Source organism: Rhizobium binxianense (assembly GCF_028994275.1).
GTDB lineage: Bacteria > Pseudomonadota > Alphaproteobacteria > Rhizobiales > Rhizobiaceae > Rhizobium > Rhizobium binxianense.
In genome coordinates, this window is sequence record NZ_CP118713.1 from 365003 (window position 1) to 379058 (window position 14056).

The window sequence follows — 14056 nt, forward strand, 5'->3', positions numbered from 1 at the left end:
GATAGCACCGACCGACGAAATGAAAAAACCGCGGGGTGCTTCGCGCGCCACGCGGTTTTTTGTTCGCCCTGAGCGACTGTGCTCAGTGGAAGAGCACGCTGGCGCCCTGATCCGAAGCGCCGACGGCGCGGCGGAACGGTGCGAAGAGCTCGCGGCCCATGCCGAATTCATTGTCGGAGAGATCGACGGTCACCGGCTCGCGCTCGGCCAAGTCTGCCGCATCGACGAGCAGTTCGAGCGTGCCCTTGATCGCATCGAGGCGAATGATATCGCCGTCGCGGATGCGGGCGATCGGGCCGCCGTCGACCGCTTCCGGGGTGACGTGGATCGCGGCCGGCACCTTGCCGGATGCGCCGGACATGCGCCCGTCGGTCAGCAGCGCCACGCGGAAGCCGCGGTCCTGCAGCACACCGAGCGGCGGCGTCAGCTTGTGCAGCTCCGGCATGCCGTTCGCCTTCGGGCCCTGGAAGCGCACGACGGCGATGAAATCGCGGTTGAGCTTGCCTTCCTTGAACGCGTCCTGCAGTTCCTGCTGGCTGTGGAAGATGATCGCCGGCGCCTCGATGATGTGACGTTCCGGCTTGACGGCCGAGATCTTGATAACCGCCTTGCCGAGATTGCCGCGCAGCATCTTCAGCCCGCCATTCGCCTGGAACGGCGTTTCGATGCTGGAAAGCACCTTCGGATCGTGGCTCTTATCCGGCGACGGCTCGCGCAGAACGCCGCCGTTTTCGCCGAGGCGGGCATCGACCGTATAGGCTTGGAGACCCTGGCCGAAGACGGTGCGCACATCGTCATGCACCAGGCCGTGCTTCAGGAGTTCCTTGATCAGGAAGCCCATGCCGCCGGCCGCCTGGAAATGGTTCACGTCGGCAAGCCCGTTCGGGTAGACGCGGGCAAGCAGCGGCACCACTTCCGAAAGCTCGGCAATGTCCTGCCAGGTGAGATGGATGCCGGCCGCCCGCGCCATGGCGACCAGGTGCAGCGTATGGTTGGTCGAGCCGCCGGTCGCATGCAGGCCGACGACACCGTTGACGACCGAGCGCTCGTCGATCATCTCGCCCGCCGGGGTGAATTCGTTGCCGAGCGCGGTGATCGCCAACGCCCGCTTGGCGGCTTCGCGCGTCAGCGCTTCGCGCAGCGGCGTGCCGGGGTTGATGAAGGAGGAGCCGGGCATATGGAAGCCCATGATCTCCATCAGCATCTGGTTGGAATTGGCGGTGCCGTAGAAGGTGCAGGTGCCGGGGCCGTGATAGGATTTCGATTCCGCCTCCAGCAGCTCGGCACGGCCGACCTTGCCCTCGGCAAAGAGCTGGCGCACGCGCGACTTTTCGTCGTTCGGCAGGCCTGTCGTCATCGGACCGGCGGGAACGAAGATCGACGGCAGGTGCCCGAAGGACAGGGCCGCGATGACCAGGCCCGGCACGATCTTGTCGCAGACGCCGAGGAAGAGGGCGGCATCGAACATGTTGTGCGACAGGCCAACGCCCGCCGACATGGCGATCAGGTCGCGTGAGAACAGCGAGAGCTCCATGCCCGGCTGTCCCTGGGTGACGCCGTCGCACATGGCCGGCACGCCGCCGGCCACCTGCGCCACGCCGCCTGCTTCTGCGGCCGCTTCGCGGATGATCGCCGGATAGGTCTCGAACGGCTGGTGGGCCGAGAGCATGTCGTTATAGGCGGTGATGATGCCGAGATTGGCGATGCGGTCACCGGCGAGCGCATCCTTCTCGGCGGGGGAACAGACCGCGAAGCCGTGGGCAAGGTTGGCGCAGCCGAGCACCGAACGGGCGACACCCTTGGACGCGGCGGCGCGCAGGCGTTCCAGGTAGCGCTCGCGAGATGGTTTCGAGCGTTCGACAATGCGATCGGTGATCGCAGAAATGCGTGCGTGAGCGGACATGGAAGATCCCTGCCTTGTTCGTTGTCTTATCTGTTTCGGCGGCTCTGGCCTGAATCTCGGTCCGAATGGACGGCCGATCAGGGAGCCCAGTAGATCTCGACCGGGGAAGTGGCCCGGCGCAGAACGGCGCGGATCGGCATTTCTGCCTCGTCTCCGTTGCCTTCCGCCTTGGCGAGAACGTCTTTTTTGCCTTCGCCCTCAATATGAAGAACCAGGAGTGCGGCATCCTGAAGACTGGAGAAGGTGAAGGTCAGGCGCGGCTCGCCGGCCCCTTCTGCTTCCATGGTGATGATGCCGCGTGGGGTCGATGCATCGAGCGCCTTGGCAAGATTGCTGCCGCCGGGAAAGAACGAGGCCGTGTGGCCGTCGCCGCCCATGCCCAGGATGACGATGTCGAAGGGCGAACTGATCGCCCTGGTCTTCTCGGTCGCAAGCGAAGCGGCCTCCTCCACCGAGGCGGCCTCCTGATAGAGCGGCAGGAAGCGCGCCGCCTTTGCCTTGTTCTGCAGCAGATTGGCATCGACCAGCAGATGGTTCGAGCGCGGATTGTCGGCCGGCACGAAACGTTCGTCTACAAGGGTGATCGTCACCTTGTCCCAGGCGATGTCGCGCGTCGACAGCGCCTGGAAGAAGGCCTTCGGCGTCGAGCCGCCGGAAACGGCGATGGACGCCGTTCCGCGGGCGGCAATCGCCGCCGAAAGCGTGCTCGCGACTTTGTCGGCAAGGCTGCCCGCGAGGTCTGCGGGGCTGGCGAAGGAGTGCAGGGTCGATGCCATCGGTTTCGTCCTAGATATCGTCATGCCAGGTGCGGCCGTCACGCTCGATCAGCGCGATGGCCTGGCTCGGGCCCCAGGTGCCGGCCGTATAACCCTGTACCTGCTGGCCGGTCGCTTCCCAGCCCTTGAGGATCGGGTCGACCCATCTCCATGCGGCTTCCACTTCGTCGCGGCGCATGAACAAGGTCTGGTTGGAGCGGATCACATCCATCAGCAGACGCTCGTAGGCGTCGGGATTGCGGACGTTGAAGGCCTGGGCGAAGCTCATGTCGAGGGAGACATTGCGCAGGCGCATACCGCCCGGACCCGGATCCTTGATCATCAGCGACTGCTTGACGCCTTCATCCGGCTGCAGCCGGATGATCAGCTGGTTGGCGACGATGCGCCCGGCCGCCTGGTCGAAAATCGCATGCGGGATCGGCTTGAAGGTGATGACGATCTCGGACATGCGCCCGGTCAGGCGCTTGCCGGTTCTGATGTAGAAGGGAACGCCCGCCCAGCGCCAGTTATTGATCTCGGCCTTGATGGCGACGAAGGTTTCGGTGTTCGAGACGCCGCCTTCGAGCTCTTCGAGATAACCCTTGACCGGGCCGCTGCCCGATGCGCCGGCGCGGTACTGGCCGCGCACCGTCGCCTGCTCGACATTGGAGGCATTGAGCGGCTTCAGTGCGCGCAGCACCTTCAGCTTCTCGTCGCGGACAGCTTCCGAATCCATCGACGAGGGCACTTCCATCGCCGTCAGGCAGAGCAGCTGCAGAATGTGGTTCTGCACCATGTCGCGCAGCGCGCCAGCCGTATCGTAATAACCGGCGCGGCCTTCGAGGCCGACCGATTCAGCGACCGTAATCTGCACGTGGTCGATATAATTGGCGTTCCACAGCGGCTCATAGAGCGCGTTGGCGAAGCGCAGCGCCATCAGGTTCTGCACCGTTTCCTTGCCGAGATAGTGGTCGATGCGGAAGATCTGCTCTTCCTTGAAGGCTCGGCCGATCGTGTCGTTCAGCTGCAGCGCCGAGGCGAGGTCGCGGCCGATCGGCTTCTCGACGACGATGCGGGTCGACTTGGTGATCAGCTTGTGGTCGTGGATTTTCTGCGAAATGTCGCCGAAGATGCCCGGAGCGACAGCGAGATAGAAAGAGCGAACGCGGTCCTTGCCCTCGTCGAGCAGCTTCTTGAGATGATCCCAACCGGCGTCCGTGCGGGCGTCGACGGAAACGTAGAAGAGACGGGCACAGAACTTTTCGACTTCCGCCTCGTCATATTCGCCCTTTTTCAGGTGCTCCTTGAGCGCGTCTTTGGCGAATTTGCGATATTCCTCATGCGAAAGCGGGCTGCGCGAAGCGCCGATGACACGGGTCGGTTCCGTAAACTGGCCCTCGATCTGGCGATGATAAAGCGCCGGCAGCAACTTGCGCTCGGCAAGGTCGCCGCTGCCGCCGAAGACGACGTAATCAAAAGGCTCAACGGGAATAATCTGGCTGCTCATGAGCTTGTCTCTCAATCAGGCTGGTTGGCGGCCCTTTTAATCTAATCGATTTAAAAAAGCCAGTGTGCAGTGCAATGAATCTCTCAGGCACCGGTTTTAGAGCGAATTCCCGGAAGAAGAAATCCGCAATCGGACTAAAACTTGTCGCGAAGCGCAAACCACGACAAGGCGAGAAAAAGCAGCGGCGCCCGCATGCGCGCTCCGCCGGGAAAGGCGGGAATATCGAGCGATTTGAACAGGTCGAGATCGCCGGATTTTCCAAGCACCGTTTCCGCGTAGAGCTTGCCACAGTAGTTTGACAGCATGACGCCATGGCCGGAATAACCGCCGATCGAGATGACGCCGGGCATGACCTCGCGTACGAAAGGCTGGCGCGGCATGGTGATGCCGACGCTGCCGCCCCAGGCGTGGGTGATGTCGATATTCTTCAGGTCAGGATAGATCTCGGCGATCTGCCGGCGGATGTGCTCGGAAATGTCCCGCGGATTGTCCGCCGTATAGGCTTCGCGCCCGCCGAACAGCAGGCGGCCGTCGCCGAATTTGCGGAAGTAGCGCACGACGAAGCGCGAATCGGCCACCGCCTCGCCGCCCGGCAGCACATCGGGGTATCGGTCGAGCGGCGCCGTGGCGCCGATGAAGGAGCGGATCGGCATGATATGGCTTGCCGTCACCGGTTCGAGGCCGTCGATATAGGCGTCGCAGGCGATCAGCGCGCGCTCGGCGGTGATCACACCCCTTTCGGTTTCGATCGTCACCTTGCCGCCGCTTTGGCGGATCGCCGTTGCCCTGGTCATCTCGAAGATTTCAGCGCCGGCGTTGGCCGCGACCCGGGCCAGCCCGATGAGCAGCTTCAGCGGATGGATGTGGCCGGTGCCGACATCGCGCACGCCGCAATGGAAACGCTTCGAGCCGAGCCGCTCCTGCGTTTCCTTCTCGTCCATGAAGCTGATGTGCGGATAGCCGTAGCGCTCTGCGGCGATCGCGGCATTTTCATAATAGTCGCGTTTGTAGCTCGCCTTGTGCGCGACGTTGAGCTGGCCGGGCACATAGTCGATCTCGATCTGGTGCTCGCGGGCGAAATCGATGAGATGGCGCTTGGCCGCCTCGGCAAGATCAAACAACGCCTTCGAGCGTTCGTAGCCGATCTTCTCCTCGAGTTCTTCCGGCCACCAGCGCTGTCCGGTGCCAAGCTGGCCGCCATTGCGCCCCGACGCCCCGTCGCCGAAGCGGCAGGCCTCGATCAGCACCACCGAAACGCCCGCTTCGGCGAGATGATAGGCGGCCTGCAGGCCGGTGTAGCCGCCGCCGATGATGGCGACGTCTGCTGTTCTCGAGCCGTCGAGAGCCGCATAGGTCGGCCGCTCCCCGACGGTTGCCTGATACCAGGATAGCCCGGGCGCGATCGGGCTCTGCCACGTCTCCTGCAATGCCATGGATGGTTCCCTCACACGTTGAGCAGAAGGAATTCCCGCTCCCAGGGGCTGATCACCTGCATGAAGGTTTCGAACTCGCCGCGCTTGACGCCGGCATAGAGGCCGATGAACTGCTTGCCGAAAATCTCCTCGAAGGCGGGCTCGTCCTCGAGCAGCGCCACGGCTTCCAGGAGGCCGCGCGGCAGGTCGATCGAGCCTTCATTGGCCGAATCTTCGGTCGGCGCCGTCGGCTCGATCTCTTTCATGATGCCGAGCAGGCCGGCGGCAAGCGAGGCGGCGAGCGCCAGATAGGGATTGGCGTCCGAGCTCGGCAACCGGTTTTCCACGCGCCGCGCCTGCGGATCGGAAACCGGCACGCGGAAGGCGGTCGTGCGGTTGTCGTAGCCCCAGGCATTGTTGACCGGGCAGGACATGTCGGGCTGCAGGCGCCGGTAGGAATTGACGTAGGGCGCCAGCATCGCCATCGCGCTCGGCACGAATTTCTGCATGCCGCCGATGAAATGGAAGAATTCCTTCGAGGTAGATCCGTCCGGATTGGAGAAGATGTTCTTGCCCGTCTCGATATTGACCACCGACTGATGGATATGCATCGCCGAACCCGGCTGGCCCTGCATCGGCTTGGCCATGAAAGTCGCATAGATGTCGTGTTTCAGCGCCGCCTCGCGGATCGTGCGCTTGAACAGGAACACCTGGTCGGCAAGCTCGATCGGATTGCCGTGGCGCAGGTTGATTTCGAGCTGCGCCGGTCCCTCTTCGTGGATCAGCGTGTCGATCTCCAGCCCCTGCTTCTCCGAGAAATGATAGACATCGTCGATCAGCTCGTCGAATTCGTTGATGCCGGCGATCGAATAACCCTGGCCGCCGAGGATAGAGCGGCCGGACCGGCCTTTCGGCGGGTGCAGCGGATAATCGGGGTCGTCATTCTTGGCGACCAGGTAGAATTCGATCTCGGGCGCCACGATCGGCTTCCAGCCGCGCTCGTGATAGAGACTCAGGATCCGCTTCAGCACGTTGCGCGGCGTATAGGGCACTTCCCCGCCGTCCGAATCGACGATGTCGCAGATCACCTGCGCCGTCGGGTCGGTCTCCCAGGGCACGACCGACAGCGTCGAAAGATCCGGCATCAGCTTCAGGTCGCTGTCGCGCGGCTCGTAGCGGAAGCTTTCGGTCTCGTCGGGATATTCGCCCGAAATCGTGTGCCGGTAGATCGCCGACGGCAGCGCCAGCGAGGTGTTCGAGGTGAATTTCGAGCTCGGCATCATCTTGCCGCGCGGAACGCCGGCAAGGTCCGGCGTGATGCATTCGATGTCCTCGATGCCCCGGTCCCTCAGCCACCGCGCTGCTTCCTTCCAGTTCGCAACGCCGCGCAGGGATCCGGGGTCCGGGGGAGTCTTCTTCGAGGCGGGTACGTTTCTGGCAGGCTTCAGCGTCGTCTTTTTTGGGGACATGACACACCGGTTTGGTTGATCGTGGCGCCATCATAACTGGACTTTGCCAATTGGCGAGAGGTTGAGAACGTTGACTTTCGCCCTTCGATGGAAAAAGAAGACGCTGTCTTGATCGGGGAAACGGGTTTGCAGCGCAAAAGCGACGTCATCGTCATCGGCGCCGGGGCGGCGGGCATGATGGCGGCTATCCGGGCCGGAAAACGCGGCCGCTCGGTCGTGATCCTCGATCATGCAAGGGCGCCCGGCGAGAAGATCCGCATCTCAGGCGGCGGCCGCTGCAATTTCACCAATATCCATGCCGGGCCGAAGAATTTCCTCTCCGCCAATCCGCATTTCTGCAAATCGGCGCTCGCCCGTTTCACGCCGTCCGATTTCATCGCCATGGTCGATCGCCACGGTATTGCCTGGCATGAAAAGACGCTCGGCCAGCTTTTCTGCGACGACAGCGCCAAGGATATCATCCGCATGCTGCTCGAGGAGATGCGCGCGGCCGGTGCTACGCTGCATCTCGGCACCGAGATATCAGGCGTCGAAAGGACCGAGGCAGGCTTCCGCATCTCCACAGGCGAGGGCGCCTATGAAGCATCGTCGCTGATCGTCGCCACCGGCGGCAAGTCGATCCCGAAGATGGGCGCCACCGGCTTTGCCTATCGCCTTGCCGAACAGTTCGGCTTGGCCGTGCTCGAAACTCGCCCCGGCCTCGTGCCGCTGACCCTCGATCCCGGCCTGTTGGAAAGCATCGCGCCGCTTGCCGGCATCGCCGCCCCGGCCGAAATCCGCCACGGCAAGACGGCTTTCCGCGAAGCGCTGCTGTTTACCCATCGGGGGCTGAGCGGCCCCGCCATCCTGCAGATCTCCTCCTACTGGCGCGAAGGCGACGAGATCGTCGTGGCGATCGAACCGGATATCGACATATCAGCACATCTGAAGACGGCAAAGCAGCGCAATGGCCGCCAGTCGCCGCAGACCGCACTTGGCGACATCCTGCCGAAGCGGCTGGCGCAGTTTCTCGTCGAGCGCGAAAAAATCTCCGGCAATATGGCCGACCTGCCGGACAAGGCGTTGCTGCGCCTTGCCGCCGGCGCCCAGAACTTTGCGCTCAAACCTTCCGGCTCGGAAGGCTACCGTACCGCCGAAGTGACGCTCGGCGGCATCGACACAGCAGCGTTGGATTCCCGCAGCATGGAGGCAAAATCCGTGCCCGGGCTTTACTTCATCGGCGAATGCGTCGACGTCACCGGCTGGCTCGGTGGCTATAATTTCCAGTGGGCCTGGGCCTCCGGTTTTGCCGCGGGCGAATGGGCTTAATGCATGTCGCCCAAAAGTGCGCAGCGGTTTTGGGAGAACGACTTGCATAAGACAAAGACAAAAGCCGATTCAAGACTTGTTAAGAGAGGTGCGCCATCCTGTCTCAATTGGCGGTTTGCAAGGTCGTTCCTAGATAATGCTTTACCGGCAAGCTGTTTTGTTGGATTGTTGTGTCAGACAGAAGTGAGGTTTCGACCATGACCGGAAACACACGACGCGCCCGCGCCATCGCCATTGCCGAGGCAAAGCCGAACGCCCGGATGGTGACCTTGCGTTATCTGATGCTTGCCGCCGGCGCTACCGCCGCCAGCCTCGCGCTGCTGCTCTCACACCTCATCTGATCCTGTCCGTAGAGCCGGAAAGAACATTGCGGCATGCCGATCGCCGCACTGCGGCGTTGCGGCTTACAATCTGCAACTATTTCACTGCCTTGGCTTAACCTGCCATCACCGCTTATCCGAAAATTAATACCTAATCTGACACAATTGCCCGCGATTATTTGGGCATCTCCAAGTTGTTTGGACATGAACTGGCAATGACTGCCGCCTGGCTTCCGGGTTCCCCAATGGAAATTAAAAAGCAGCTCGATGTGCACCCGGCAGGCGCCAAGTGGCCGCCTGCGGGAGGAGTGGTGTATGAAAGGCCCGGAACGCCATGTTGATTGACAAGATTCTTTCCCGCTTCAGGATCAAGACCAAGGTTCTGATCTTCGTTCTGCCTTTCGTCGTCACCATTTCGGCGGTGGGCCTGACGGGCCTTTACGCTTCGGGACTTCTGCAGGGCCGCATGGAAATATCCAACAGCGTGCTGCAGTCGCTGAGCGGCTTCAAGGATCTCTACGGTTCGATGGACGATTTCCTGCGCGTCACCAGCCCGGAGGCGCGCGACAAGCTGACCGCGGAACTGAAGACCCAGCAAGGCGTGCTCGACCTGACGCTGAACCAGGTCGGCGAAGAGGCCGCCGGCCGCGACAGCCTTGCCGAGGCATCGCGCCGCACCAAGGACATATCCGGCGTCGTCGACAAGCTCTGGGCGCTGCATGAACAGGAGCAGGCACTGCACGAGCAGATCGATGCCGCACAGAAGAGCCTGATCAGCACCCGTTTCACGGTCTCCTACCAGGCCGAGGAATTGCAGACCGCGCTCCAGAACGACGAGGGTGCCGCCACCATCACGCTGCGCACCGCCGACCGCCTGCTGAAGGGCGGCGATTTCCTCGGCACCGTCGCCAGCGGCTACAGCAAACCGCAGACACCGCAGGACAAGATCGCCTTCATCAACGAACAGATGCCTGCGATCGTCAAAGCCCAGCGGCAGATCGCCATTTCGGTTCCGACCAACCAGAAGAACGTCATCGACGCGCTGACCGCCACCATCGACAGCATCAAGGCGATCGCCCAGCTGCCCGCTCCGACCGACGAGGACATCGCCGAGCTCGGCCGTCTCGTTTCGCGCTTCCGCCAGACCTCGACCTATACGCAGCTGACGGCAACGCAGAAGATGCGCGAGGCGACACAGCGTTTCGCCGAGCTCGAGGGCCGCATCGCCCAGACCAACTCCGTCCTTCAGGATACGCGGCGCCTCGAAAATTCCGTCTATGCGCTACAGATCGTCCTTTCCGATTTCCTCTCCAATTCGAGCAAGGATAATCTCGTGCGCCTGCAGCAGCAGGCCGGCACGCTGGGCAAGGACATGCAGGTGCTGACCACCAGCGCCAAGGGCATGGGCTTTGCCGAGGGCATATCGGGCGCGATCCAGCCGGCGCTCGACGCCATTTCCGGCGGCGGCTCGAAGATCGTCGATACGATCGGCGAGCGCGTCACCGCCTATGCCGCTGCCCGCCAGGAGCTCGACCAGATCTGGACGAAGCTGACCGATTTCGCCGAGCTGCAGAAACAGACGGCCGGCACCGAGCGCACCCAGGCAAACAGCATCTCGGTCATGACCACCGGTCTCGGCATCCTTCTGTCGATCCTCGGCGGTATCGCCTTGGTGCTGACACTGCAGCGCCCGATCAGCCACATCACCGCCGCCATGCGCCGCATCGCCGAAGGGGCGCTGGACACCAGCATCTCCGGCGAGCAGCGCTACGATGAAATCGGCGACATGGCCCGCGCGCTCGGCATCTTCAAGGAAAACGCCATCTCGAAGATCCGCATCGAGGAGCAGAGCGACGAGGAGCGCGCCGCCGCCGAACACGAGCGCCAGCGCAACGACGCCGAAAAGCGCGAAATGGATCGTCAGATCGAATTCGCCGTCAACGCGCTCGCCGCCGGCCTCGAACGCATGTCGCAGGGCGATATCTCGACGACGATCGAGACGCCCTTCATCGGCCGCCTCGAACAGCTGCGCCAGGATTTCAACGGCTCGATGATGCGCCTGCAGGCGACGATGAGCCAGATCCGCGACAATGTCGAACTGATCCAGGGCAACGGCAACCAGATGGCCCAGTCGGCCGAGGATCTGTCCAAGCGCACCGAGCAGCAGGCCGCCTCGCTCGAAGAGACCGCCGCCGCCGTCGACGAGATCACCGTCACGGTCCGTTCGTCGGCCGAACGCGCCAAGGATGCCGACCAGATCGTCCGCCAGGCCAAGCGCAGCGCCGACGATTCCGCCGTCGTCGTCAGCAATGCGATCGACGCGATGGGCCGCATCGAGGATGCCTCGCGCCAGATCGAGCAGATCATCGGCGTCATCGACGAGATTGCCTTCCAGACCAACCTGCTGGCGCTCAACGCCGGCATCGAGGCGGCGCGCGCCGGCGAGGCGGGCAAGGGCTTTGCGGTGGTGGCGATGGAAGTCCGCGAACTGGCTCAGCGTTCCGCAGCCGCGGCGCAGGAGATCAAGGGCCTGATCAACAAGTCGACCAACGAGGTCAGCTCCGGCTCGCAATTCGTCCAGGAGACCGGCACGGTGCTCGCCAGGATCAGCGCCCAGATCGTCACGATCAGCCAGCATGTCGAGATGATCGCCCGCGCCAGCCACGACCAGTCCAACGCGTTGCAGAGCGTCAACGCGACCGTCAACCAGATGGACCAGATGACGCAGCAGAACGCCGCCATGGTGGAGGAAACGACCGCCGCCAGCCGCGAACTGGCCGACGAGGCGGATTCCCTGCGCCGGCTGATCCAGCAGTTCAAGATCGACGGCGAGGCAGCCTCGGCGCCGGTCTATCGCGCCGCCTGATCGTCGACCGACCCGTCTTCATGCGAACGGCCCCGGGCTTTCCGGGGCCGTTTCTATTTGGTCGGGTTGTGGACATTGGCGGCTGAGGAGGTCGCCGCTTTGCCCTCATCGGCCTGCCGCCACGACCGGGTCGAGCCACGGGTCTCGACCCGTCCTTTCGGACCCCCACTTGCGGGCCGAAGGGACATGCCGCGACCTCTCCGTTCCTCTTTATTCCGCAAAAATCGCGCACTGATTGAGGAAATTTGAACGCTGGAAGAATTGCCTTGAATGCCCGCCAGTCTATCGAGCCGCAATGGTCAGAAGACGTCCGAAAATGACACGGTGAATATCTCCGGCCGCCCTGATTTACGGAAAATTTTCCTTAACGCTTTTCGCTTAATTTAACCCTGGTTTCTTCCGGGGGTCTTGATGCTGCGCCTTTTCTCCACGTCGATCGTACGCCAGATCGTTGCGATCACACTGTTTCTGCTGGCGATCAGCACGGCCGCCATCGTCGGCGTGACCTATTACTATCTGGGCCATCATGTCATGGACGGGGCCGTTTCCGACGCGAAGGAAGCCACCCGCGTCATGGCCGTCCTCTACGGCGCGGCCGATCAGGCGGCAAAGATCGAGCTGAAGGACAATCAGCTCTCCACCGTGACGGAAGACGCCATTCCGACCCTTGCCGATCATTCGCTGGTCGACCGTACGGCGCAGTCGATCGCCGGTGTTGCGACGATCTTCCAGAAGCAGGGCAGCGACTACGTCCGCATCTCCACAAACGTCAAGAAGGAAAACGGCGACCGCGCCGTCGGCACCAAGCTCGTCGCCGAACACCCCGCCCAGCCGGTTCTCGCCAAGGGCGAGGCCTATTACGGCCCGGCGGTGCTTTTCGGCCGCCAGTTCATCACCGGTTACTTCCCCATCAAGAACGCGTCGAACGCCAATGTCGGCATTCTCTTCATCGGCATTCCGATGGAGGTCTACTACCAGCGCCTGAACGAACTGCAGATCCTGGTTCTCGGCATCGGCGCCATCGTCATGTTGATCGTCGGCGTTGTCGCCTTCTATGCGATCCGCCTGTCGGTGAAGCCTTTGCAGGCGCTGACCGCGAGCGTTCGCTCGATTTCCTCGGGCGATCTCGATGGCGCCATCCCTTGTGTCGACAAGAAGAACGAGTTCGGCGATATCGGCAGGGCGTTGGCGCTGTTCCGCGACAGCGCCCGCGCCAGGCGCGACCTGGAAACGCAGGCTGCCGAACAGCGCGCCTTGAGCGATGCCGAACGCGCCCGGAACGATGCCGACAAGCGCTCGCTCGACGGCCAGATCGACTTTGCCGTCAACCAGCTCGCCGCCGGCCTCGGGCGCCTGTCGCAGGGCGATGTCTCGCAGACGATCGGTACGCCCTTCGTCGGCCGGCTGGAGCAGTTGCGCGTCGATTTCAATGCATCGCTGCTGCGACTGCAGGATACGCTGTCGGGCATTCGCGACAGCGCCTCGACGATCCAGCGCAACAGCGGCGCCGTCTCCGCCTCGGCCGGTGAGCTCTCGAAGCGCACCGAGGCGCAGGCGGCAAACCTCGAGGAGACCGCGGCGGCGGTGGAGGAGATCACCGTGACGGTTCGTTCTTCCGCCGAGCGTGCCCGTGAGGCCAATAATGTCGTGGCCGCGACCAAGAAGACGGCTGACAATTCCGGTGCCGTCGTCGGTGATGCCGTTGCCGCGATGGAGCGCATCGAAGAGGCCTCGCAGCGCATCGAGCAGATCATCGAGGTGATCGACGACATCGCGTTCCAGACCAATCTGCTGGCGCTGAACGCCGGCATCGAGGCGGCCCGCGCCGGCGAGGCCGGCAAGGGGTTTGCCGTCGTCGCCCAGGAGGTCCGTGAACTCGCCCAGCGTTCGGCCGATGCGGCCCGCGAGATCAAATCGCTGATCGAGACATCCAGCCGGGAAGTGACGGCAGGCTCCGAACTGGTCCAGAAGACCGGCAGCGTGCTGGCCGCGATCAGCCAGGAGATCATCGCGATCAGCGGCCATGTCGAGACCATCGCCACCGCCAGCCGCGATCAGTCGGCGGCGCTGCAGGAGGTCAACGGTTCCGTCAACGCCATGGACCAGATGACCCAGAAGAACGCCTCGATGGTGGCCGACACGACGCAGGCAAGCCGCATGCTTGCCGGCGAAGCCGATACGCTGATGACGCTGATCGAGCGGTTCCGCATCGTCGCAGAGCCCGCACCGGCTCATCTCGGGGCAAGAAAAGTCGCCTGAACCACGCAGCCGCTGCAGGTTTGCGCTGCGGCCTTGCTCCGCCTTCCCAGGTTGAGATCGAGCGAGGTCAGCCAGGCGACGAAGCGAATGAGGCTGCTCTCTCCGAACTCGGCATAGAATCGATCCTCATCCGTCTTGCCTCCGCATCGCTTGGGAGAGTGCCGATAGCCGATGGTACCTGCGATGGTGATCATGTCGATCATGGCGATGTCCTTTCCTGTAGAAGACATCACCTGGTCTAAGCATCGAATTTCTCT

Annotated in this window: 10 protein-coding genes; 4 read left to right on the forward strand and 6 right to left on the reverse strand. The window is 62.9% G+C overall.

Annotation, left to right across the window (positions count from 1 at the left end):
* Positions 1 to 82 precede the first annotated feature (82 nt).
* From edd to PO860_RS01840, 5 genes are all read right to left on the reverse strand, one after another.
* Entirely contained in the window at positions 83 to 1903 is a 1821-nt protein-coding gene (gene edd, locus PO860_RS01820) for a phosphogluconate dehydratase (RefSeq protein ID WP_183605726.1), read from the reverse strand.
* A gap of 77 nt (positions 1904 to 1980) precedes the next feature.
* On the reverse strand, positions 1981 to 2679 hold the full coding sequence (pgl, locus tag PO860_RS01825; RefSeq protein WP_183605727.1) for a 6-phosphogluconolactonase: 699 nt from the start codon (positions 2677 to 2679) through the stop codon (positions 1981 to 1983).
* Positions 2680 to 2689: 10 nt separating this feature from the next.
* Positions 2690 to 4165: a glucose-6-phosphate dehydrogenase gene (zwf, locus tag PO860_RS01830; RefSeq protein ID WP_272782962.1), complete on the reverse strand. Its 1476-nt coding sequence runs from the start codon at positions 4163 to 4165 to the stop codon at positions 2690 to 2692.
* A 134-nt stretch (positions 4166 to 4299) separates the two neighbouring features.
* Positions 4300 to 5598 carry an NAD(P)/FAD-dependent oxidoreductase gene (locus PO860_RS01835; protein WP_272782963.1) on the reverse strand — a complete coding sequence of 433 codons (1299 nt, stop codon included), beginning with the start codon at positions 5596 to 5598 and terminating at the stop codon, positions 4300 to 4302.
* Between the two features lie 11 nt (positions 5599 to 5609).
* Complete coding sequence (locus PO860_RS01840; protein WP_273883539.1) at positions 5610 to 7046, reverse strand: glutamine synthetase family protein; 1437 nt, start codon at positions 7044 to 7046, stop codon at positions 5610 to 5612.
* 87 nt (positions 7047 to 7133) lie between these two features.
* Here PO860_RS01840 and PO860_RS01845 point away from each other — a divergent pair, with 87 nt between their 5' ends.
* From PO860_RS01845 to PO860_RS01860, 4 genes are all read left to right on the forward strand, one after another.
* On the forward strand, positions 7134 to 8354 hold the full coding sequence (locus PO860_RS01845) for a BaiN/RdsA family NAD(P)/FAD-dependent oxidoreductase (RefSeq protein WP_272782964.1): 1221 nt from the start codon (positions 7134 to 7136) through the stop codon (positions 8352 to 8354).
* A gap of 197 nt (positions 8355 to 8551) precedes the next feature.
* Positions 8552 to 8695 (forward strand): hypothetical protein, encoded by a 144-nt coding sequence (locus PO860_RS01850; protein ID WP_272782965.1) that lies wholly within the window; start codon positions 8552 to 8554, stop codon positions 8693 to 8695.
* 313 nt (positions 8696 to 9008) lie between these two features.
* On the forward strand, positions 9009 to 11540 hold the full coding sequence (locus tag PO860_RS01855; protein ID WP_273883538.1) for a methyl-accepting chemotaxis protein: 2532 nt from the start codon (positions 9009 to 9011) through the stop codon (positions 11538 to 11540).
* Positions 11541 to 11951: 411 nt separating this feature from the next.
* Positions 11952 to 13799, forward strand: a complete 1848-nt coding sequence (locus PO860_RS01860) for a methyl-accepting chemotaxis protein (RefSeq protein WP_273883537.1) — start codon at positions 11952 to 11954, stop codon at positions 13797 to 13799.
* On the opposite strand, the gene PO860_RS01865 is transcribed toward PO860_RS01860, so the two are convergent.
* On the reverse strand, positions 13772 to 14002 hold the full coding sequence (locus PO860_RS01865) for a hypothetical protein (protein WP_183605735.1): 231 nt from the start codon (positions 14000 to 14002) through the stop codon (positions 13772 to 13774). The genes PO860_RS01860 and PO860_RS01865 overlap by 28 nt on opposite strands.
* Between the last annotated feature and the right edge of the window lie 54 nt (positions 14003 to 14056).